Below are 22,623 nucleotides of genomic sequence, written 5' to 3' on the forward strand. Positions count from 1 at the left end.
CTCTCGTCTGCCGACGCGGCCAGTCTGCGCCTGAGAAGGCGCGAAGACAAGAGGTTCCGGCGCTGCGCGTCAGTACGGCACGGCGAAGATCTCTTCATGCACGGCAGCGGGTGTTCCGGTCGGCAGCGGCACGAACTTCAGGAAGTCGCGGTCGTCGGTGTCGCGGCACCAGCGCAGCAGCGAGGTGCGCATCTCGTCGCGCACATCGTCGAAGGCCGACTCGACGGCGAGATTCCGCTGCTCACCGGGGTCGTTGCTCAGATCATGCAACTGCTCCCGGTGACGCCCCCAGCTGTAGACGGTGTACTTGTACGGACCCCGCACGAGCGCACGCCCTCGAGTGAGAGGCGGATCCGATCGCTCGAACCGGGTCTCGACCACCGCGACGCGCTCGGCAGCCCCGTCGCCGACGCCCAGGGCGAGCGGGGCTCCCCGCAGCTCGCCCGGTCGCGGGCATCCCGCCGCCGTCAGCACCGTGGGCAGCAGGTCGAGCCCGACCGACACCACCCCCGACCGCCCCCCGGGCGAGACCCCCGGACCGCGGACGATGAGCGGAACGCGCACGCATTCCTCGAACAGTGCCGTCTTCTGGTTCCATCCGTGCGCGGCGTCGCCATCGCCGTGATCGCTGGTGAAGATCACCAATGTCGAGTCGCTGAGTCCCGCACTGTCGAGCGCGTGCAGCAACCGGCCGACGTACCCGTCGACCCGCTCGACGAGCCGACGGTAGGCGGCCCGGTACACCCGCCAGTCGTCCGCCGTGTAGTCGGCCGTGCCGTACACCTGCCCGGCCGCCGCCTTCTCGAACCGCACGGCCTCGGGTTCGAATGGCGCCGGAGCGAAGTTCGCCGGCAGCGGCGGCGCCTCGCGCGCCCCTCCGGCATCCACGTCGCCGTACGGCATCGGCTGCCGCCGCGCGTACTCGCAGATGGTGTGCGGGTCATCGAAAGAGGCGACGAGCAAGAACGGCTCCTCCTCGTCTGCGCGCCCCCGCAGCCACTCCGCGCACGCATCGACCAGCCCGCGGTCGCCGAACGGCGCCAGCACCTCGAATCCGGCATCCGCGGGGGCACTCGCCTGGGTCGCATGCCACTTGCCGGCGTACGCGCACGTGTACCCGGCCGCCGCCATCGCATGACCGAGGCTGTCGGCGCGCGCCCCCGGCTCGACGACGGTGTCGGGCTGGGCCCGGTTGCCCCCGATGCCCACCTCGTGCGGCATCCGACCGGTCAGCATCGATGCGCGCGAGGGCACGCACAGCGGAAAGGTCACATAGGCGCGACGGAAGTCCGCGCCGGCGCGGCGCAACCCGTCGAGATGGGGCGTCGCCACCCACCCCTCATCACGGTCGAGCACGTGCGCTCCGAGCTGGTCGGCCGTGATCACCAGGATGTTCGGCTGCACGTCTCAGCCCTACTTGCCCATGCCGAGCGTCAGGCCCTCGGTGAGCCGGCGCCCGAGCCACAGGTAGATCGCCAGCATCGGCAGCACGACGATGCACAGGCCGGCGAACAGGCCTCCCCAGTCGGCGCCGGAGTACGTCTGCTGCTGGATGAACGAGATCAGCGCCACCGGCAGGGTGTACTTCTCGGTCGATTGCAGCAGCGTCAGCGCCAGCAGGGTCTCGTTCCAGTGTGAGATCACCTGCAGCACGAAAGCGGTGAGGATTCCGCCCTTCGCCAGAGGCAGGGTGATGCGCCAGAAGGTACCGAAGGCCGTTGTGCCATCGAGCGCCGCCGCCTCTTCCATCTCGAGCGGCAACGAGCGGAAGAAGGCGGTCAGCAGGAACACGGTGAACGGCATCGAGACGCCGATGTAGACGAGGTTCAAGCCGATCAGGCTGTCGGTCAGGTAGACCTCGTTGAGCATGACGAACAGCGGAATGACGATCACCTGCGCGGGAATGCCGAGGCCGAGCACGAAGTACAGAGTCAACGAGTTCGTCAGCCGATTCTCGACGCGGCTCAGGTAGTACGCGGCGGGGGCGGCGAGCGCCACGGTCAGGAAGGACGACACCACCGTGGTGACGACGCTGTTCATCGTCGCCGTCGCGAAGTCGCCGACGGTCCAAGCCGTGACGAAGTTGACCGGATCCAGCGATGTCGGCATGCCCCACGGGTCTGCGAGGATCGCGCGGGTGTCACGGAACGCCTGGATGACCATCCAGACCATCCAGGCGACGTTCAGCACGACGAACGCCCACAGCAGCACGAGGCCGATGCCGCGCAGCACACTGCGGTCGCGCCCGATCGCGGCCCGGTTGCGGTTTCTGCGCCGCGGCGAGGGCACGACGAGCGTGCGGGTGGTCTGATCTGACACCGGTGGTGGTGCGATAGCGGTCACGATGTTCTCCTAGAACTCGATCGCGTCGCGCTTCATCACGCGACGCAGCAGCAGCACGAGCACGGACACGAGCGCCAACGACAGCACGGCCGACGCGGATGCCGCACCGTAGGCCGGCACCGATTCGCCCGAGAACGCGGTCACGTACGTGTAGACGGCGGTGGTCCAGGTCTGGGTCGGAGGCATGCCCTGCCCCGTGGACCCGCCGAAGATCCAGATGATCTCGAAGATCTTCACCGATGAGATGGTCCACAGCACCGCGCAGGTGCCGAAGACGTCCCAGGTGAGCGGGAGGATCACGTAGCGCAACCGCTGCCAGGCATTCGCTCCGGCGAGCGCGCAGTCCTCGTAGTAGTAGGGCGGGATGCGGTCGACGCCCGCCATCAGGATCGTGGTGAAGTACCCGGTGGTGATCCAGGTCATCATCACCATGATCAGCGGGAACAGGTTGTCCTGCGCCAACCATGCGGGCGGGTCGCTGACGCCGAACGCGCCGAGCAGAGTGTTCACGAGCCCGCCGGGGTTGAACACGAAGCCGGCGAGCACGCCGAAGATCATCGCGTTGACCAGGTGCGGGAAGAAGATCACCGAGCGTGCGATCTTGCGCCCAGTCATGTCGCGCAGCACGAGCGTGAGCGCGAAGGCGATGACGAAGATCGCGAGACCGACCACGAACAGCAGCAGCAGTGTGTTGCCGAACGACCGCAGGAACAGCTTGTCCGAGAACAACCGCACGTAGTTGCCGAACCCGACGAACTCCATGGGACCGGCCCCGGCCCACTTGTTGAAACTGATCCAGATCGCGTACAGGGACGGGACGACGAACAGGATCGTGTAGAGCGCGAAAGCGGGGCCGACGAAGGGCACGAGCAGCCGGCGGCGAGCGCGATCGATCGTGCTGCCCCCGCCTCGCCGCCGACGAGCGGCGGCGAGGCGGGGAGCGGCAGGCGCCAGGGCGGCATCGGTCATGAGTTGAGCTTCCAGTAGTCGACTTGACCGGTCTTCATCGTCTCGACGAAGGCCTCCGCATCGATCTTGCCGAGCACCAGGTCGCTGACAGCCGGCCAGAAGAGCTTCTCGGAGTACCCGGGGAAGCTGATGCCGTCGTTCTGCTGGTAGTAGGAGTCGGCTGCCGCGAGGGCGTCGGTGACCGTGGACATCTCATCGCTGACAGCCGCGTCGGGACGGATGGGGATGATCTTCGCGTCGGTGCCGAGCGCGTCCTGATACTGCTTCTTCAAGAAGAACGCGGCGAGATCCTGCGCGTTATCGGAGTTCTTCGCACGGGCGGGGACGGCGAAGCCGACGAAGTCCGCACGGGCGCTGCTGCCCAGGGCGGGGAAGGGGAATGAGGAGTACTCGAAGCCCTCGGCCGCATAGGGCCCCGTCTCGGTGGGGATCCAGGTGCCGTTGAACATCAGGGCGGCCTGGTTGTCGGACCAGGCCTGCTGCTGAGCCGGCCACTTGCTGGCGTTGTACCCGTCGATGAAGTACCCGCCCTCGACGAGTCCCTCGATCATCTGCGCGGCCTCAAGCGCCTCCGGTGCATCCCAGGCCTCACCCGTCTCGTCCGCCGCCGTCTCACGCAGCGAGCCGGGCCCGGCGAGCCCCACCATCGCCGAGGTGTACCAGTAGGCGTTGTAGCCCGCGACATCACCGTCGATCGCGATCGGCGTGGTGCCGGCGGCCTTCATCTCGTCCATCACCGACAAGAACGACGCCCAGTCCTGCGGCGAGTTTTCCACAAGGTCGGGATGCTCGGCGGCATTGAACCAGATGGCATCGCTGGTGAGCGAGTAGGGCAGCATCCACGGCGCGTCCTCGCCCTCGACGGTCACGACGTCGCCGGCGAGGTACGCCTCGGGGATGAGCGAAGAGACGGCGTCGCCCTCGACCTCGGCGCCGTACGCCTCGACCAGGGGCTTGGCCTGGCCGGTCTCGGCGAGCACCGGGGCGAGCTTGGCGAACGACCCGTCGACGAGGTCAGGCACCTTGTTCGTGTTCAGCGTGGGAACGGTCTTCTTGATGTTGTCGCGTCCCTGCCACTGCACGTTCACCTCGATCCCCGTCTCCTCCTCGAAGTCGGCGATGGCGTCGGCGACCACCTTCTGCTGGGCCTCGCCTTCCTTCCACATCGACCAGTAGGTGAGTTCCTTCGAGCCGCCGGCGTCGCCGGACGCCGAGGCGCATCCGGTGAGAGCGAACGCACCGACGAGGGCGACTGCGGACAGTGTGCGGATCTTCGCCATCGGTTTTCCTTCCGTCTGGGAGAGGCGTCTTCGCCTCTGTCGGTCGACTCTCGCGCCGCTTGACAAGAGCATTCAAGGAGTATTCCGGAATTCATCTGCCCTCATCGCTCGAAGACCGCCGTCACCACCGGAGAACTGCGAGCGAACTGACGAGGGAATCCCCGATTACCCCTTTATTCCTTTCTTTGAAGAGAACAGAATCAGAGGAAGAACGACGGAGGTGGGGCATGGCATCACAGCGCAGCGCAGCGGTGCGCGACGCCGAGACACGGGGGCTGAAGTTTGAGATCCTGGCCGACCAGTTGCGCCGGGGGATCATCGCCGGCACGTGGACGGCCGGGCAGAAGCTGCCGACCGAGCAGGAGCTGTCGAAGGAGACGGGTCTGTCGCTGACGACCGTGCGCCGCGCCTTCGACGAGTTGGTCGCGGAGCGGATCGTCGTACGCCGCCAGGGCGCGGGCAGCTTCGTAGCGCCCGCCCGCCCCCGCGAGGAGCGAGCACGCCGGCGCATCGGCGTCCTGCTCCCCGACACGCAGCTGTACTACCCGCGCGTGCTGCAGGGGATCGACGAGTCGCTGTCGGCGGCGGGAGCGTCGCTGCAACTGGCGACCTATCGCTACGACCCCGATCGCGAGGACGAAGCCATCGCGGCACTGCTCGAGGCCGGGGTGGACGGTCTGCTGCTCGCCCCGACACTCTCGGGCATTGCCGACCCCGCGGCCCGCGCACAGCAGCTCATGGCGCTGCCGGCACCGGTTGTGCTGGTCGAACGCAGTCTGCACGGCCTGGGGCCCGCCGACATCACCGAGCACGTCTGCTCCGACCACGCCGGCGGCGCCTACGACGCCGTCGCCCACCTCGCCAGGCTCGGCCACCGTCGCATCGCTCTGCTGACGCGGTCGCGCACCGTGACCGAGTACGGCGTGGTGCAGGGGTACCTGCAGGCCGTCACCGATCTCGGACTGACACCGGATCTGCGATTCTCGCAGTCGAAGACCGAGTGGGAGGCCGATTCCGCCGAGGCGGCCTACCGCGCGCTGCGCGACTTCGAGGCGACGGCGGCGCTGACCTTCGGCGACCGGGAGGCGGCAATGCTCGAAGGCGCCGCGCGACGCAACGGCCGGCACGTGCCCGACGACCTCGCACTCGTCTCGTACGACGACGAGGTGGCCGATCTCGCGGAGGTACCGCTGACCGCCGTCGCCCCTCCGAAGTACCGCATCGGTCGCATGGCGGCCGACGTCATGCTGCGCCGCCTGATCGAGGGCGACGAATGCCCCTTGCACCAGATCCGGCTGCGCCCCAGGGTCGTCGTGCGTCGATCGTGCGGCGCCGAGCCGGCATCCGCGACGCGCTGACCCGCCGGCCGTTTCACCCGTACATCGAAGAGGAGATCACGTGCGCATCGGATTGATCGGGGCGGGCGCTGTCGCGCCGTTCCACATCACGGCGGCGGCCGAGAACGACGGACTCGAGCTCACCGCCGTCTGCGACATCGATGCGGATGCCGCGGCCCGCGCGGCATCCGGATCCGGCGCGGCGGTGTTCACCGACCACCGCCGGATGCTCACCGCCGGGGTCGTCGATGCCGTGATCGTGAACACCCCGCACGCCACGCACCTGCCGATCGGCGCGGATGCCGCGGCCGCCGGCGCCCATGTGATGGTGGAGAAGCCGATGGCGACCACCCTGCAGGACTGCGACCGACTCGCCGAGCTGTGCCGACAGGCGGGTGTCGGGCTCACCATCGGCCACATCCAGCACTACATGCCCGAGAAGGTCGCCGCGCAGCGCGTGCTGGCGACCGGTGAGCTCGGGGCGGTGCGGATGATCCGCGACAACCGCAGCACCGACTACCGTCCGGGATCGCGATCGGAGTGGTTCTTCTCCCCCGAGATCGCCGGCGGGGGTGCCCTGATGAACATCGGCGGGCATTGCCTTGACCGTTCCCTGTGGTTCGGCGGGGGCCGCGCGGTCGAGATGCTCGCCACGACCGTGCACCGGTTCGGCGCAGCCGTCGAGACCGACGGTGCGATGCTGCTGCGGCTCGACAACGGCGTGGGGGTGAGCATCACCGTGGTCAGTGACCCCGGTACGCGCGGTGACCTGTTGACGATCGTGTGCGACCGCGGTGTGATCGAGATCGACCCACGGGTGGGCACGACGGTGCACGCCAACGGGCGGTCGCGGGTCGTGCACGAACATCACGCCGACGACATCCAGCGCGCGTTCACCGCACAGCTGGCCGACTTCGCAGCGGTCATCGCCGGGGCCGAGCCGACCGTCGCGCACGCGCACGCGCGTCACGTGGTCGAGCTCGTGCTCACGGCGTACCGTTCGGCGGATGAGGGCAGGGCGCTGTCGCTCCTGCCTGCCGGGGTGCCCGCGTGACGAACCGCCCGAACCTGATCCTCATCGTCAGCGACGACCAGGGCCCCTGGGCGCTCGGCGCGGCAGGGAACCCCGAGATCCGCACCCCCGTTCTCGACGACCTCGCCGCCCGCGGCATCCGACTCGACCGCTTCTTCTGCGCGTCGCCGGTGTGTTCACCGGCACGGGCGAGCCTGCTGACCGGACGCATACCGTCAGCACACGGGGTGCACGACTATCTCGATGGCGCGCATGTCGGAACCGAAAGCCAGGACTACCTGCAGGGGGTGCCCACACTGACCGACGCGCTGGCTGATGCCGGCTATCGACTCGGGCTGTCGGGAAAGTGGCACCTCGGAGCCAGCGACGCGCCGCGTGCGGGGTTCGTGCACTGGTACGCCCTGGAGGGGGGCGGGAGCGCCTACCGCGACGCCGTCATGTATCGCGACGGCGTCGCCGAACACGTCGGTGAGTACCTGACCGACGTCATCGCCGACGACGCGATCGCCTTCATCGACGCCGAGCAGCAGCATCCGAATCCGTTCTTCCTCGCACTGAACTTCACCGCGCCGCACAAGCCGTTCGCCGGGCAGCACCCCGAGCGGTTCACCGACCTGTACCGCGACTGCGCGTTCGAGAGCTGTCCGCAAGAGAGCCCGCACCCCTGGCTGCAGACGCTGAACGGCGCCCCGATCGGCGGCGAGTCCGATACGCGTGAGGCGCTGATCGGCTACTTCGCGGCCGTGACGGCGATGGATGCCGCGATCGGGCGGGTACTGGATCGGCTGCGCGCGCACGGCATCGAGCAGGAGACGATCGTCGTGTTCCTCAGCGACAACGGCTTCAGCTGTGGTCATCACGGGTTCTGGGGCAAGGGGAACGGCACGTTCCCGATGAACATGTACGACGAGTCGGTCATGGTGCCGTTCATCGTCTCGGCCCCGGGCATGCTCCCGGTCGGCGTCGTGCACGACGACCTGCTCAGCGCCTACGATCTGCCCGCGACCCTGCTGGAGCTGCTCGGCCTTCCCTCGCACGAGTTCGAGCAGGGCCCGGGACGCAGCTTCGCGGGGCTGCTGCGCGGCGAAGCTCCCGCCCGCCCCGAGCGCCCGGTCGTCGTACACAGTGAGTACGGGCCCGCGCGCATGATCCGCACGGCCGATCAAAAGTACGTGCACCGCCATCCGTACGGACCGCACGAGTTCTACGACCTCGCCTCCGACCCTCGGGAGTCGCGCAACCTCATCGACGATGCCGCGTATCGCGATGATCAGGCGCGGCTTCGCGGGATGCTGCACGACTGGTTCGTGCGGTTCTCACGATCGGATGCCGATGGCCGGGCGCTGCCGGTGGTCGGCGCCGGTCAGCACAGTGCCCTGGGCACGGATCCCCTCGGCGCGTTCTCCGCTCCGGGGTGGGACGGGGCCGTCTGACACGCACCGCACCGGACGCTCAGGCGTTCATGGGCTCGAGGCGATAGGTGTCTGCCAGTGCGTCCGCGCCCGCCCAGTCGTCTCCGGCGGCCGTGAGGGCCTCGTGCAGCATCCGCGCCATCGTCGTCGCCAGGCCCGTCTGCGGACGGCTGCTGAGTTCGAACGGGTCGTCGTCGAGGTCGAACACCTCGACGGAGAGCCCACCCTTCGGGTCCCACGTGGCGACGATCTTCGCTTGAGGTGTTCGCAGGCCACGCACGCTGGTCGGATCGCTGCGAGAGGCGTAGCGGTAATACATCGCCGTGTCATCGTCGGCTCCGCCCGGCTCTCCGCGCAGCGCTCCGGAACGGTCGCGCCCCGCGACGGCATCCCCACCGAGCGCGAGCCCGACGAGGCCGAGGATCGTCGGAGCGACGTCCATCGAGTCGACGACGACCTGTGATTCGCCTGCGGGGACGAGCTGCGGCGAATGGACGATGAACGGTAGCCGCATCGACTCCTCGTAGGCGACGTTCTTGTACAGCAGTTCGTGGCTGCCCATCTGCATTCCGTGGTCCGAGGTGAACACGATCACCGTGGGGCGGTCGCCCGAGCACGCCTGCACGGCGGCGTGCAGGCGTCCGATCTGCTCATCGACGCCGGTCACGGCCGCGTAGTAATCGCGGGCGATGCCGGCGGCCTTGTGCGCGGTCTCGGTGCCGAGGCGGACGTTCGGGCGGGGCAACAGGGTCGCGTCGTCGAGCTCTGCGTAACGCGTTCGATAGCGATCGGGTACCAGTTCGAACGGCGGATGCGGCGGATTGAGCGACAGCATCAGCGCGAACGGCTCGTCACCGCTCTGTTGCAGGAAGCGGATCGCGACATCGGTCTCGTGCTCGGCCGACCACTGATCGATATCGACGCGCTCGTGGCGCCCGGCACGGGTCGTCCAGTAGTGCGGGGTGAGGTGACGGTCGGCGGCGCCGTACGAGTACCAGAAGTCGAACCCGAACCGGCGATCGGGCGGCGACCAGGCGTCCCACACCTTCCCGTCACTGCGGCGCCCCTCGCCGAACTCCGCATCCTCATCCACGGGCGGTTCGAGATGCCATTTGCCGATGTAGCCGGTGCGCCATCCGTGCCGACGCAGCACGCCGGCCCAGGTGTCGAGCCCGCTGCGCAGACCGATGCCGTCCTGCGCGGTCTCGGAGTTGACGTTCAGGGTGACGCCGTTGTCGACCGGCCGCATGCCGGTGAGAAACATCGCGCGGTGCGGACTGCATACCGGATAGTTGCTCACCGCCTGCCGCACCAGGCACCCCTCCGCGGCGAGCCTGTCGAGATGCGGCGTGTGCACGGGGTCCTCACCCAGCAGCCCGAGCGATGACGCGCGGAACTGGTCGGCCATGATGACGAGGATGTTCGGGCGATTCGGCAAGGGGCCTCCTGGGGGTGTCCGCTCCAGTCAACTCCGCGCCGACAAGAGGAATCAACACGCACCGCCGCCGCGGCGCGTCGGATCAGCCGCGTCGGTACCCGGTGTGGTCGGGGTTGGGTGCGAGTCGCCACCCCTCACCATCAGCCAAGACGAGGTTCTTCATGCCGCCGGCATCGGCGATGAGGGCGTAGTCCTGGCCGGCGTCCGCGGCGTAGCAGAACAGGGTGACGAACGGCTCGTCGCCGGTGTTCACACTGCGGTGGATCCAGTGTCCGGGCACGTTCACCGCTTTGCCCGGGGTGAGCTCGACCGCTTCGGACTGCCCGTCGACAGTCTCGAGCAGCATGACCCCGCGACCGCTGAGGCAGTAGTACAGCTCGGCGCGGTCGGCGATGGCGTGCAGATGACCACGGGTCACGGCGAACTCCTCGCCGATGCGTCCTGGCAGCAGAGTGCTGGTGCCGACGATGAGCGCACCCGGCCCGTCCTGATACTTGTGATCGTCGACCCAGTAGACGAGCTCAGAGTCGCCCCGCTCCTCGACCGCGGCCCGCCAGGCGGCCTCGTCGCGGTAGACACCCGACATATCGCCCAAGAACTTCTCGTACCGACGGGAGCGCCCTTCGATGCCGCCCGCGGGTGAGATCTGCAGCGGGACGGGGAAATCGACGACGGTGTGAGTGCTCACGGGGACCTCCTGGTAACTTGTAATTACAGGTATACTCCCTCGTACCTCGAAACCCAAACCGCACCTCTGCCAGTGAGACAGGACGAACTGTGATCATCGCGCACGACCTCGGCACGACCGGCGACAAGGCATCGCTGCACCACGACGACGGCCGACTGGTGGCCTCGGTCACCGTCCCATATCCCGCGCACTTCGCCGCCGGCGGCGTCGCCGAACAGAACCCGCAGGACTGGTGGGATGCGACGGTCACGGCGACCCGAGAGCTGCTCGCCCGCACCGGCACCGCGCCCGCAGAGATCGCCGGCCTGGTCGTCAGCGGACAGATGATGGGCGCAGTCCTGCTGGACTCGGCGGGAGAGCCCGTGCGGCCCGCCATCATCTGGGCCGACACCCGATCGGGTGCCCAGCAGCGCGAGCTCGAGGCCGCGCTGGGGGCCGAGCACGCCTATCGACTGCTCGGGCACCGCCTGAACCCCACCTATTCGGTCTCGAAGATCATGTGGGTGCGCGACAACGAGCCCGATGTCTGGGCACGCGTGCGTCGCACGTGCGTCGCGAAGGACTTCATCGTGCTGCGCCTGACGGGGCGTCTGGCCACCGACCGCTCTGACGCCTCGGGCACCAACGCCTACGATCAGCAGCGCGGCACCTGGTCGGACGAGGTTCTGACGGCGGCCAAACTGGACCCGGCGCTGTTTCCCGAGATCCTCGACTCCACCGCCGTGGTCGGCGCACTCACCGCCGACGCCGCCGAGCAGCTCGGCCTGCACACCGGCGTGCGGGTGGTCATGGGCGGCGGCGACGGGCCGATGGCAGCGGTCGGCTCGGGCATCGTCTCACCCGAAGATGGCGCCTACGTGTGCCTGGGCACGAGCTCGTGGATCTCGTTCGTCACCGAGGCGCCGCTGCTCGACCCCGCGATGCGCACCTTCACCTTCGACAACGTCGTTCCCGGTCTGTTCGTGCCGACGGCGACCATGCAGGCCGGCGGCGCATCGGTGCAGTGGATCGCCGAGGCGCTCTCACCGGACCCTGCCCACCCTGAGACGGGTCGGCTGACTGCCGAAGCCGCCGACGGCATCGACACCGAGGACCTCTACTTCCTGCCCTACCTGCTCGGCGAGCGCGCCCCGATCTGGGATCCGCACGCACGCGGAGCCTTCGTGGGCATCGGCCGGCACCACACCCGTGCGCACCTCGTCCGCGCGGTGCTGGAGGGCACGGCGTTCAACTTGCTCACCTGCATCCAGGCGTTCCGCGCCTCGGGCGCCGTGATCGATCGCATCGACGCCGTCGGCGGCGGGGCCCAGAGCGATGCGTACCTGTCGGTGCTCGCGGATGTCTGGGGCATTCCGGTGCGCCGGCGCACGATCGTCGAAGAGGCCAACAGCCTGGGCGCCGCGGTGACCGCCGCGGTCGGACTGGGCCTGGCCGATTTCTCGGCCGCGCGGGCGCTGAGCGAGGTCACGGCCGAGTTCGTTCCGGATGCCGCCCGGCACGCCATCTACACACGACGTCACGCCCGCTTCACCGCCGCGTACGAGGCGCTGGCGCCCTGGTTCGCGGCCGCACCGCACGTTCAAAACGCCGACATGCTGGCCGAGAGCGGAGCCCACTGATGGCTGTGATCCTCGTGACCAGCCGGTCGTTCTCGGATGGCGACCTCGACCTCGTCGAGCGGGCCGCGGCCGCCGGGCACCGCATCATGCGCGGTCCGGCGCACCACGCCCTCGACGACCTGCGGCCGTTGCTGCACGGCAGCGACGCCTGGATCGCCGGCACCGGCCCGGTGACCGCCGAGCACCTGGCTGCGGCGCCGCGACTGAAGATCATCGCGCGCTACGGCGTGGGATACGAGTCGGTCGATCTGGTCGCGGCTGCGGCGCGCGGCATCCCCGTCACCAACACCCCCGGCGCGAACGCGAACGCCGTCGCCGATCACGCCGTCGGGCTCATGCTCGCGGCGCTGCGCACGATCCCGGACGGCGACCGCCGCGTGCGCGCAGGCGACTGGAGCGTCCGCCGCGGGCGCGAGCTGGGGGCGGCGACCGTCGGCATCGTCGGCTTCGGCCGCATCGGCCAGGGCGTCGCCGCGCGACTGCGCGGCTTCGGCGCTCGGATGCTGGCATCCGACCCCTACGTCCCGGCCGAGGCGATCCGCGAGGCGGGCGCGGAGCCCGCCACTCTCGACGACCTGTTCCGCGAGGCGGACCTGATCACGTTGCACGCACCAGGAGGTCAACGACTGGTCGATGCGGCCCGGTTGGCGCTCCTGCGCCGCGGCACCGTGCTGGTGAACACCGCGCGTCCCGACCTGATCGACGAACACGCGGTCGCCGCCGCGCTGCACGAGGGCGTCATCGCCGGGTACGCAGCCGACACGCTCGATGGCGACACCGCGGGCGGCGCCAGCCCGCTGCTGGCCCCCGGCCTCGCCGACCGTGTGATCGTCACACCGCACCTGGCGGCGCAGACCACCCAGGCCGTCGACAACATGGGACGCATGTCGCTCGACGACGTCATCGCCGTGCTGCGCGGCGATGCCCCCGCCCACCCCGTCACCCGCTAGGAGCAGCCGATGACCACCCTCCCTCTCTCCGATGACCACGTGGCTCCCTCTGATGACTACATGGGCTTCGTCGGCGTCACCACCGGCTCGTCGTCGATCATGAAGGTGTTCCCGCTGTGGGCCGACATCCTCGGCCTGCCGACGCGCACCCTTGTCGGGCACGATCTGCCGATGGACGCCACCCCCAGCGTCTACCGCGAGATGGTCGAGCGCATCCGCGACGACAAGCACCACCGCGGCGCCCTGGTCACCACACACAAGATGAACGTGTTCGCGGCGGCATCCGATCTGTTCGACGAGCTCGATCCGTTCGCCGTCTCGTGCTCCGAGATCTCGAGCATCTCCAAGCGCGGGGCGAAGCTGATCGGACGCGCGAAAGACCCCCTCACGGTCGACCTCGCGCTGAACGACTTCCTGCCCGCCGATCATTTCGCCCGCACCGGTGCCGAGGTGATCATCCTGGGCGCGGGCGGCTCCGGCACGGCGCTCAGCTGGGCGCTGTCCGAGCGCGCGGACGCGCCCGCACGCATCACCGTCACCGCGCGCACGCAGGACAAGCTCGACCATCTGCGCGAGGTGCACCGCCAGCACGGCACCCCGGATGACCTGATCCGGTACGTGGTCACTCCGCACGCGACCGACGCCGACGCTCTCGTCGAGGCGGCCCCTCCCGGTTCGGTGATCGCGAATGCGACGGGCCTCGGCAAGGACCGCCCCGGTTCCCCTCTCACCGATGCCGTGGTCTTCCCCGAACGGGCGTGGGCGTGGGAGTTCAACTACCGCGGTTCGCTGGAGTTCCTGCACCAGGCCGCCGCCCAACGCGACCGCCGGGCGCTGCAGGTGGTCGACGGCTGGCGCTACTTCATCCACGGCTGGTCGCAGGTCGTCGCCGACGTCTTCGAGATCGAGCTGACCCCCGACACGGTCGACCGGCTCGCGGCGGCAGCGGAGTCGGTGCGCTGATGACCGCCGTGGTGCGCACCGTCCTCGGTGACGTCGAACCGGCGGCGCTGGGCAGGGTGAACTACCACGAGCACCTCTTTCAGGTCTCGCCCCTGCTGCCAGGGGACGAGCTCGATGACGAGCAGTCCTCGAGCGCCGAGGCCGCTCTGTTGCGAGCCAGTGGGTTCGAGACCATGGTCGATGCCACGCCGTTCGGACTCGGGCGCGACCCCGCGGGTTTGGCGCGGATCAGCACCGCCACCGGACTCGGCGTGATCGCCACGACCGGTCGGCATCGAGAGGCCCACTACGCGCCGGATCATCCGACGCACACAGCGGATGCCGCACAGCTAGCCGCCCTGTTCATCGCCGATGTGCGCGAGGGGATGCCCGCGACCGACGCCGATCCGCGCGGGCCGCGCGCGCTGTCACCGACCGGCGCGCCGGTGCGCGCCGGCATGCTCAAGGGCGGCGCCGACTACTGGCGGATCAGCGCGTTCGAGCGCACCACGCTGATGGCCATCGCCGAGGCGCACCGCGCGATCGGCGCGCCCATCATGGTGCATCTGGAGTTCTGCACCGCCGCACACGAGGTGCTCGATCTGCTGGCGGACGAGGGGGTGGCATCCGACCGCGTCGTGCTGGCCCACGCCGACCGCGACCCCGATGCCGGTCTGCATCTCTCGCTCACCGAGCGCGGCGCCTACCTCGGCTACGACGGCTACGCCCGCCCGCGCACGCGCTCGGATGCCGAGCTGCTGACGCTGACAGACACGGTGATCGCGGGCGGCGGGGGCGATCGCATCGTCCTGGGCGGCGATGTGGCACGCGCCACCCGCTACATCGCCTACGGCGGCATGCCCGGACTCGCCTATCTCGGCGAACGGTACCTGCCGCGCCTGCGCAGCGCCGTCGGCGACGCGGCTGTCGACGCGCTGATCACGACCAATCCGGCACGTCTGCTGGCCCTGCACTAACGTGCACCGCACGACAGCAGAAGGCCCCCTCGCTCACGCGAGGGGGCCTTCTGCTGTCGTGTCAGATCACTCGTAGAGGACTGCCGCGATCTTCGGGTCGTCGATGTTGTCGGCGTCGTACCAGTACGAGCCGGTGTCGTAGAACTCATCGAGCGTCTCGCCGTTGGCCGCGGCCACGGCCGACTCGACGGTGCGGGCGCCGATGCCGATCGGGTCCTGGGTGATGGCACCGGCCATCGTGCCGTCCTTGATGGCGTTGATCTGGGCCGCACCCGAGTCGAAGCCGATGATCGTCAGCTCACCCTTGGCCAGCCCGAGCTCGTTGACCGCGTTCACCACACCGATGGCCGAGCCCTCGTTGGTGCCGTAGATGCCCTTGAGGTCGGGGTGTGCGGCGATCATGCTCTTGGCGATGTCGGCCGACTTCAGGTGGTCGCCATCACCGTACTGGATGTCGACGATGGTGATGTCGGGGTAGTCGGCCTCGATCTTCTCGACGAAGCCGTCACGGCGCTCGACACCGGTCGAGTTGATCTGCGAGTGGCCGACGATGGCCACTTCGCCCTCGCCGCCGATCAGCTCGGCCATGTGCTCGGCGGCCAGCGCACCGGCGGCCTTGCTGTCCGTGGCGGCCAGGCTGAGCCCGACGTCTCCGTTGCAGGGGGCGTCGAAGTAGACAACCGGGATGTCCTTCGACTTCGCCTGCTCGAGCGGGGCGACGCACGCTTCGGGGTCGAGTGCCGCGTAGCCGATGGCGTCGGGGTTGCTGTTGATCGCGGTGGTCAGCATGTCGAGCTGCTGGGCGATCTCGGTCTCGGCTGCGGGGCCCTCGAACGTGACACGCACGCCGAGCTCCTCGGCCTTCTGCTCGGCACCCGTCTTGACGGCCTGCCAGAACTGGTGCTGGAAGCCCTTCGAGACGAGGGCGATGTACATCTCGCCGTCGTTGCCGGACTCGCCCGCGGGGCTCTCGCTGACCACGTCGCCGCCACCGCAGCCGGCGAGGGCGATAGCGGAGGCTGCGACGATCGCCGCGAATGCGGTCTTCTTACCAAATCGCATGGAAACTCCATTGTTCTCTGTGTGCCGACCGAGGTCGGCGGTGTGGACATCTGGTGCTGTGCCGTGCGGATCGCTCCGCGGGTTCGGCCGGAGCCGATCGGGTGGTGGCAGGCACGGGTATCGCCGCCACCCGAGTCATCAGGTGCGCTGTCGATTGCGCAGCGAGTCGAAGAACACCGCCAGCAGCACGACGACGCCGACGACGACGTTCTGCCATTCGGGCTGGATCGACATGATCCGCAGGCCGTTGACGAGCACGCTCATGATCAGCGCGCCGATCACGGTGCCGACGATCGATCCGCGCCCTCCCAGCAGCGAGGTGCCGCCGATGATCACGGCCGCGATGGCCTGCAGTTCGTAGCCCATGCCGATCTGGGGCTGGGCGGAGTCCAGTCGCGACGCGATCACGACACCGGCGACGCCGACGAACGCGCCGGCGAACATGTAGACGAAGATCGTCCAGCGGCGGGTGTTCACGCCCGAGAGCCGCGTGGCCTCTTCATTCGAGCCGATCGCGAAGGTGTAGCGGCCGAGCAGCGTCTTCGACAGCACGAGAGCCGCGACGACCGCGAGCACCAGCGTGATCAGCACGGCGTTCGGGATGCCGGGGATCAGCGTTCCCAGCGCGATGCGCTTGAACTCGGGAGCCGACGTCGAGAAGTAGATGGGTCGCACGTTCGAGATCACCAGCGCCAGGCCACCGGCGATCATCATCATCGCCAGTGTGGCGATGAACGGGGGCAGTCGCAGGATGGTGATGTTCACACCATTGACGAGCCCCATCAGCACGCCGGTGGCGATTCCGCCGACCACGCCGACCCAGATCGGCATGCCCCAGTTCGTGATGAACACACCCGTCATCACGGCCGAGAGTGCCATGCCGGTTCCCAGAGACAGGTCGATGCCGCCGGTGATGATGACGAAGGTGGTTCCGAGTGCGAGGATCGCGATCACCGCGGTCGACAGCAGCACCGTGGTGAGGTTGCTGACGGTGAAGAAGGCGGGGCTGGCGATGGCGAAGAAGATCACCAGCACGATCAGCGTGCCGAATGCCAGCGACTGCTGCAGCTGGCGCTTCAGCATCGCGCCGATGTCGCGCTTGTCGGTGTTCTCGTTCACGGCCTGCTGAACGACGGTCGTCGTCGATCCGGGCTGCTTCGGCGTGCTCATTGTTCTTCCTCCCCGTGGGCGGCGAGCTGCATGATCTTCTCCTGGCTGGCTTCCTCGTTGCGGAGCGTTCCGGTGATCCTGCCGTTGGCGAACACGGCGATGCGGTTCGCGACGCGCAGGATCTCGGGCAGCTCCGACGAGATGACGATGATGGACTTGCCCGATGCCGCGAGCTGCTGCATCAGACGGTAGATCTCCTCTTTGGCACCGACGTCGATCCCTCGGGTGGGTTCGTCGAAGATGAGGATGTCGCAGTCGCGCATCAGCCAGCGGGCGATGACGACCTTCTGCTGATTGCCTCCCGACAGCAGCTTGACGATCTGGTTGACCGAGGGGGTCTTCACACGCAGCTGCTGCACGTACTCCTTGGTCTGGTTCTTGGCCTTGCGGTCGCCCATCCAGCCGATCGCATTGGCGTAGGAGTCGAGCGAGGCCAGCACCGTGTTGAACGTGACGTCCTGGTCGAGCATCAGCCCGAGCAGCTTGCGGTCCTCCGAGAGGTAGCCGATGCCACGCTTGACGGCATCCTCGGGCTGGCGGATGCGGGCGACCTTGCCGGCGATGCTGACGGTGCCGGCGTCCTTGCGGTCGGCGCCGATCACGGCACGGGCCGTCTCGGTGCGACCAGCCCCCATGAGTCCCGCGAAGCCGAGGATCTCGCCCCGATGCAGTTGGAACGACACGTCCTTCAGCAGTGCCTTGGTCGACAGCCCCTGCACGTCGAGCACCACCGGGTCATCGAGGTGCTCACGCGCCGCGGGACGCGTGCCCTCGTCGATGGTCCGACCGACCATCATCTCGATGATCCGGGGAATGCTGATCTCGGACTTCTCGAGCGAGCCGATGTACGCGCCGTCGCGCAGCACGCTGACCCGATCGGCCAGACGACGCAGCTCGTCCATGCGGTGCGAGATGTAGACGATGCCCGTGCCGCGCTGCTTGAGCTGCTCGATCAGCACGAACAGGGTCTCGACCTCGGTATCGGTCAGCGCCGACGTGGGCTCGTCCATGATCAGCACCTTGGCGTTGAACGACAGCGCCTTGGCGATCTCGACCATCTGCTGCTCGGCGACGGTCAGCTCGCCCACCTTCTGTCGTGCGTCCAGGCGGATGCCCAGACGTGCCAGCAGCTCGTCGGTCTGCTTGTTCAGCGCACGTTCCGAAAGAAACGGACCGGTCTTGGGCTCGCGGCCGATGTAGATGTTCTGGGCGACCGTGAGGTCGGGCATCATGTTCAGTTCCTGGTGGATGATCGTGATCCCCAGTTGCTGTGCTTGCAGCGGGCTGGTCAGCTCGACCGGCTGCCCTTCGAAGTGGATGGTGCCCTCATCTCGGGTGTAGATGCCCGAGAGGATCTTCATCAGGGTCGACTTGCCGGCGCCGTTCTCTCCGACGAGAACGAGCACCTCGCCCGACCGCACCTCGAGGTTCACATCCTGAAGCGCCTGCACACCGGGGAACCCTTTGCTGATCCCGGCCATGCGGAGGATGGGTTCGGTCATGTTGCCCTACTCCCTCGGAGGTTACGGACCCCTCTTGGAATCCATTTCAAACATCGGGTCAATTGTGCGCTTCTCGCGGTTCCGATGCAAGTTGTATCTAAATGTATCTAAGAATGCGCGGTTGCGCCAGACCTGTAATAACAAGTCGATTACAGGGCGTCAGTGCAACGCGATCGACTCCACGGCGACGAGCTTGTCGCGGATGAACCGGTTGGCGTGCGCCCCCAGCTCGTCACTATCGGTCCAGAGGTTCCGCCAGATTCCGAGCATCCGGCTGAGGTCGTCGGCGACCACCGCCGACGAGAACGACTCGAACACGATCGGGCCGTCGTAGCCGATACGGCCGAGTGCTTTGAAGAACGCATCGAAGTCGACCGTGCCGGTACCCAGGTACCCGCGGTGGCTCTCACCGATGTGGACGTAGCGCAACAGCTCGGCGGCATCCAGCACAGGAGCGGTCATATCCGACTCCTCGATGTTCATGTGGTACGTGTCGAGGTGAATCCCGAGCCCCGGCCGGTCGACCTGCCCCACGTACTCGACCGCCTGTCTCGCGGTGTTGAGCACATTGGTCTCGTAGCGGTTGACCACCTCGAGCGACACCTGCACGCCCCGCGACGCCGCATGATCGACGACGCGTGCGATCGACCGCTGACTGCGTGCGACGCCGACCTCCGAAACAGGAAGCATGTACTTCTTCATCGCCGAGTAGATCACTCCGCAGAAGTGCGTCCCGCCCAGATCGGCCAGCACATCGACCGCCCGCATCAGCAGTGCTTCACCCGCCGCGACCACCGCGGGGTCGTCGCTGGTGACATCGGTCGCATCCGACAACCCCAGTGAGGCGCTCACAGCCAGGCCGTGCTCGTCGAGCACGCGCCGCGCGGCACCGACGTCGAAGGCGAACGGGTCCATCAGGGGGAACTCGATCAGGTCGAAACCCGCCTCGGCGGTCTTGCGCACCGCCCGTTCGATCCCGGCGGCGTCGAACGTGCCCGTCCACACCAGTCCATGGCATCCGATGTTCATCACAGCTCCTTTGCTGGTTTCTCTTCACTTCTGTCTGCGTCTACGGCCGCAGCGGCCGGGAACCGTCAGTCTGACGGATGCCCGACGACGCCCTTGCGCAGCAGGGCGTTGCCGTACTTGCGGGTCTCGCCGGTGCGCACCATCAGATAGGCCCCCTTGGCCACGTCGTAGTACGCGAAACGCTCCACGAAGCGCGTGGTCTGCACCGTCGTGCCCGCGGCCATCATCAGTTCGCGCTGCACATCGAGCACCGTCGCGTCGGCCGACTCCATCAGGTCCATACCCGGGGCGTCATCCAGCGGCAGCACCGAACGGATCGCGGCGACCACCTCGGGCGTCGTCGTGCCCGGCAGGTCGATCACGCGCGCGCCGAGCGCCCACGCGGGGAAGTGGGCGTCGGCGACGACGACCGCATCGGAGTGCCCCATGCGATCGAGGTGCAGCAGCAGTTCACCCGTCAGCAGCGGGTTGATTCCTTCGAGCATCGTCGTGTCCTTCTGTCAAGCTCCGGTCAGGCGGGAATGAGCCCCTCGGCGGCGAGGTTCTGCCACAGCTCCGCCGGAATCGGCAGCGCCGCGTACTCGGCGTTCTGCGCAAGCTGGGCGGGCCGGCTGCCACCGACGACGACCGAACGCACGGCGTCGGCCTGCAGCGGGAACTGGATCGCCGCGGCGGGAAGCGGCACGCCGTGGTCCTTGCAGATATCGGCGATGCGCACCAGACGGTCCCACAGCTGCTCGGGCAGCTGGCCGTACTCGTAGCGCCCGTCACGGGTCGGCTCGCTCTTCGCGAGCAGCCCCGAATTGAACACCGACGCAGCGACGATGCCCGTGCCGCGCTCATCACACGCCGGCAGCACCTCGGCCGCAGCCGGCTGCTCCAGCAGGGTGTAGCGGCCGGCGACCATGATGATGTCGAGGTCGGCTTCGCGCACGGCCCGAGTCAGGGCATCCGACACCATCGATCCGATGCCGATCGCCGTCACCGCGCCCTCGCCACGCACCTTCTCAAGCGCCGGGAACGCCTCGGCCAGCGCGAGATCGAGATCATGCCGCTCGGGGTCATGCAGGTAGAGCAGATCGATGCGGTCCAGCCCCAGGCGCTCCTGCGACTCGGCAATGCTGGCGCGGATGCCCGCCTCGGTGAAGTCCCACTCGCGACGCAGGTCGTCAGGCACATGGAAGTCGTTGTCGGTGTCGAGTCCGCCGGACTGGTGCTCGGGGTTCGGGCGCAGCAGACGCCCGGCCTTGGTCGAGACGACGAACTCGTCGCGCGGCTTCGTCTGCAAGAAGGCGCCCAGGCGCTTCTCGGAGAGCCCCAGCCCGTAGTGCGGCGCAGTGTCGAAGTAGCGGATGCCCGCATCCCAGGCCGCCTCAAGCACCGCCCAGGCCTCATCATCGGTGAGCGACCGGAACAGGTTGCCGACGTTGGCGGCACCGTATCCGAGGGTCGGCAGGGCCAGGTCGGTCGATTCCGCATCAGTCAACAACGTGCTGTCCCGTCCAGGTGTACTTTGCAATGCTCTCGGCCTTCATCTCCATGCTCGTGCCGGGCCCCGTCGGCGCCATGTACGACCCGCCCTGGATGTCGGTGGGGATCACGAAGTGCTCGTGCAGGTGATCGACGTACTCGATCAGGCGCCCCTCACGCGTGCCGCTGACGGCCACGAAGTCGAACATCGACAGGTGCTGCACGGCCTCACACAGGCCCACGCCACCCGCGTGCGGGCACACCGGCTTGCCGAACTTGGCGGCGAGCAGCAGGTTGGCGATGTTCTCATTCACTCCGGCGACGCGCACCGAGTCGATCTGCATGACCTCGATGGCCTCGGCCTGCAGCAGCTGCTTGAAGATCATCCGGTTCTGAGCGTGCTCGCCGGTGGCGACGCGGATCGGGGCGACTCCACGGGCGATCTCGGCGTGACCGAGGATGTCGTCGGGGCTGGTGGGCTCCTCGATCCAGGCGGGGTCGAACTCGGCGAGTGCGTTCACCCACGCGATCGCCTCCGAGACCTCCCAGCGCTGGTTGGCATCGATCGCGATCGGGAAGTCCGGTCCGCACACCTCGCGCGCCTTGCGGAAGCGGCGGATGTCGTCTTCGAGGTCGGCGCCGACCTTGAGCTTGATCTGGGTGAAGCCGTCAGCCATCGCCTCGCGGGCCAGGCGTTCGAGCTTCTCGTCCGAGTAGCCCAGCCATCCGGGGCTGGTGGTGTAGCCGGGGTATCCGGTGGCCAGCAGCTCGGCCTCGCGCGCTGCGCGACCGGGCACCGCGGCGCGCAGGATCTCGAGCGCCTCGTCACGGGTCAGCGCGTTGGTCAGGTACCGGAAGTCGACCAGGTCGACGATCTGCTCGGGCGTCATACGCGAGAGCAGCTGCCACAGTGGCAGACCGGCGCGCTTGGCCTTGATGTCCCAGAGTGCGTTGATCACCGCGCCGATCGCCATGTGCATGACGCCCTTCTCGGGGCCGAGCCAGCGCAACTGCGAGTCGCCGATGATCTCGCGGAACGTACCGCCCATGTCGTCGAGCAGCGGTTCGATCTCGCGCCCGACGAGGTGGCCCGCGAGGGCGTCGATCGCGGCGACCTGCACGTCGTTGCCACGGCCGATCGTGAAGACGAAGGAGTGCCCCTCGATGCCGTCGGCCGCATCGGTGCGCACCACCACGTAGGCCGCCGAGTAGTCGGGGTCGGGGTTCATCGCATCCGAGCCGTCCAGACTCAACGACGTGGGGAAGCGGATGTCGCTGGTGTCCAGCGCGACGATACGGCTCACAATGCTCCTTCAACGCGTCGGAGTGCCCGACGCAGATCACTTGGAAGTGTAAACATCCGATGTCTATACTGTCAACGGCGGCGGCCCCCATGGCACCC

Annotated in this window: 20 protein-coding genes; 7 read left to right on the forward strand and 13 right to left on the reverse strand. The window is 68.1% G+C overall.

Going from position 1 to position 22,623, the window contains the following annotated elements:
- Positions 1–69: 69 nt before the first annotated feature.
- Genes JF543_RS00375 through JF543_RS00390 form a run of 4 tightly spaced genes read right to left on the reverse strand, consistent with a single transcriptional unit; the run spans position 70 to position 4,592 of the window.
- Positions 70–1,404, reverse strand: a complete 1,335-nt coding sequence (locus tag JF543_RS00375) for a sulfatase-like hydrolase/transferase (RefSeq protein WP_206822420.1) — start codon at positions 1,402–1,404, stop codon at positions 70–72.
- 9 nt (positions 1,405–1,413) lie between these two features.
- Positions 1,414–2,343: a carbohydrate ABC transporter permease gene (locus tag JF543_RS00380; protein WP_224818025.1), complete on the reverse strand. Its 930-nt coding sequence runs from the start codon at positions 2,341–2,343 to the stop codon at positions 1,414–1,416.
- Between the two features lie 9 nt (positions 2,344–2,352).
- On the reverse strand, positions 2,353–3,312 hold the full coding sequence (locus JF543_RS00385; RefSeq protein WP_179409841.1) for a carbohydrate ABC transporter permease: 960 nt from the start codon (positions 3,310–3,312) through the stop codon (positions 2,353–2,355).
- Entirely contained in the window at positions 3,309–4,592 is a 1,284-nt protein-coding gene (locus JF543_RS00390) for an ABC transporter substrate-binding protein (RefSeq protein WP_206822421.1), read from the reverse strand. The genes JF543_RS00385 and JF543_RS00390 overlap by 4 nt, the downstream gene beginning before the upstream one ends.
- A gap of 227 nt (positions 4,593–4,819) precedes the next feature.
- On the opposite strand from JF543_RS00390, the gene JF543_RS00395 reads away from it, so the two are divergent.
- Genes JF543_RS00395 through JF543_RS00405 form a run of 3 tightly spaced genes read left to right on the forward strand, consistent with a single transcriptional unit; the run spans position 4,820 to position 8,395 of the window.
- A complete protein-coding gene (locus tag JF543_RS00395) occupies positions 4,820–5,950 on the forward strand; it encodes a GntR family transcriptional regulator (protein ID WP_179409839.1) in 1,131 nt (376 codons plus the stop codon).
- 40 nt (positions 5,951–5,990) lie between these two features.
- Positions 5,991–6,983: a Gfo/Idh/MocA family oxidoreductase gene (locus tag JF543_RS00400; RefSeq protein ID WP_206822422.1), complete on the forward strand. Its 993-nt coding sequence runs from the start codon at positions 5,991–5,993 to the stop codon at positions 6,981–6,983.
- Positions 6,980–8,395: a sulfatase-like hydrolase/transferase gene (locus tag JF543_RS00405; RefSeq protein ID WP_206822423.1), complete on the forward strand. Its 1,416-nt coding sequence runs from the start codon at positions 6,980–6,982 to the stop codon at positions 8,393–8,395. Before JF543_RS00400 ends, JF543_RS00405 begins: the two co-directional genes overlap by 4 nt.
- A 19-nt stretch (positions 8,396–8,414) precedes the next feature.
- Here JF543_RS00405 and JF543_RS00410 read toward each other — a convergent pair whose 3' ends face one another.
- Entirely contained in the window at positions 8,415–9,812 is a 1,398-nt protein-coding gene (locus tag JF543_RS00410) for a sulfatase family protein (protein WP_206822424.1), read from the reverse strand.
- 82 nt (positions 9,813–9,894) lie between these two features.
- Positions 9,895–10,500, reverse strand: a complete 606-nt coding sequence (locus tag JF543_RS00415; RefSeq protein ID WP_179409835.1) for a glucose-6-phosphate isomerase family protein — start codon at positions 10,498–10,500, stop codon at positions 9,895–9,897.
- Positions 10,501–10,589: 89 nt separating this feature from the next.
- Between JF543_RS00415 and xylB the strand changes: the two genes are divergently transcribed.
- Genes xylB through JF543_RS00435 form a run of 4 tightly spaced genes read left to right on the forward strand, consistent with a single transcriptional unit; the run spans position 10,590 to position 14,988 of the window.
- On the forward strand, positions 10,590–12,119 hold the full coding sequence (gene xylB, locus JF543_RS00420) for a xylulokinase (RefSeq protein WP_206822425.1): 1,530 nt from the start codon (positions 10,590–10,592) through the stop codon (positions 12,117–12,119).
- A complete protein-coding gene (locus JF543_RS00425; RefSeq protein WP_179409833.1) occupies positions 12,119–13,069 on the forward strand; it encodes a phosphoglycerate dehydrogenase in 951 nt (316 codons plus the stop codon). The genes xylB and JF543_RS00425 overlap by 1 nt, the downstream gene beginning before the upstream one ends.
- Before the next feature lie 9 nt (positions 13,070–13,078).
- On the forward strand, positions 13,079–14,032 hold the full coding sequence (locus JF543_RS00430; protein WP_179409832.1) for a shikimate dehydrogenase family protein: 954 nt from the start codon (positions 13,079–13,081) through the stop codon (positions 14,030–14,032).
- Positions 14,032–14,988 (forward strand): phosphotriesterase family protein, encoded by a 957-nt coding sequence (locus JF543_RS00435; protein WP_206822426.1) that lies wholly within the window; start codon positions 14,032–14,034, stop codon positions 14,986–14,988. Before JF543_RS00430 ends, JF543_RS00435 begins: the two co-directional genes overlap by 1 nt.
- A 66-nt stretch (positions 14,989–15,054) precedes the next feature.
- Here JF543_RS00435 and JF543_RS00440 read toward each other — a convergent pair whose 3' ends face one another.
- The 7 genes from JF543_RS00440 to JF543_RS00470 form a co-directional block, all read right to left on the reverse strand.
- On the reverse strand, positions 15,055–16,050 hold the full coding sequence (locus JF543_RS00440) for an ABC transporter substrate-binding protein (RefSeq protein WP_179409830.1): 996 nt from the start codon (positions 16,048–16,050) through the stop codon (positions 15,055–15,057).
- Positions 16,051–16,188: 138 nt separating this feature from the next.
- Positions 16,189–17,220, reverse strand: coding sequence for an ABC transporter permease (locus JF543_RS00445; protein WP_206822427.1), 1,032 nt, complete (start codon positions 17,218–17,220; stop codon positions 16,189–16,191).
- Positions 17,217–18,722, reverse strand: coding sequence for a sugar ABC transporter ATP-binding protein (locus JF543_RS00450; RefSeq protein ID WP_179409828.1), 1,506 nt, complete (start codon positions 18,720–18,722; stop codon positions 17,217–17,219). Before JF543_RS00450 ends, JF543_RS00445 begins: the two co-directional genes overlap by 4 nt.
- A gap of 159 nt (positions 18,723–18,881) precedes the next feature.
- Positions 18,882–19,751, reverse strand: a complete 870-nt coding sequence (locus JF543_RS00455) for a sugar phosphate isomerase/epimerase family protein (protein WP_206822428.1) — start codon at positions 19,749–19,751, stop codon at positions 18,882–18,884.
- 65 nt (positions 19,752–19,816) lie between these two features.
- Positions 19,817–20,236, reverse strand: coding sequence for an RbsD/FucU family protein (locus tag JF543_RS00460; protein WP_206822429.1), 420 nt, complete (start codon positions 20,234–20,236; stop codon positions 19,817–19,819).
- A gap of 26 nt (positions 20,237–20,262) precedes the next feature.
- A complete protein-coding gene (locus JF543_RS00465; RefSeq protein WP_206822430.1) occupies positions 20,263–21,237 on the reverse strand; it encodes an aldo/keto reductase in 975 nt (324 codons plus the stop codon).
- On the reverse strand, positions 21,230–22,525 hold the full coding sequence (locus JF543_RS00470) for an enolase C-terminal domain-like protein (protein WP_206822431.1): 1,296 nt from the start codon (positions 22,523–22,525) through the stop codon (positions 21,230–21,232). The genes JF543_RS00465 and JF543_RS00470 overlap by 8 nt, the downstream gene beginning before the upstream one ends.
- Between the last annotated feature and the right edge of the window lie 98 nt (positions 22,526–22,623).

Source organism: Microbacterium esteraromaticum (assembly GCF_017303215.1).
In the GTDB taxonomy this organism is placed as follows: Bacteria; Actinomycetota; Actinomycetes; order Actinomycetales; family Microbacteriaceae; genus Microbacterium; species Microbacterium esteraromaticum_C.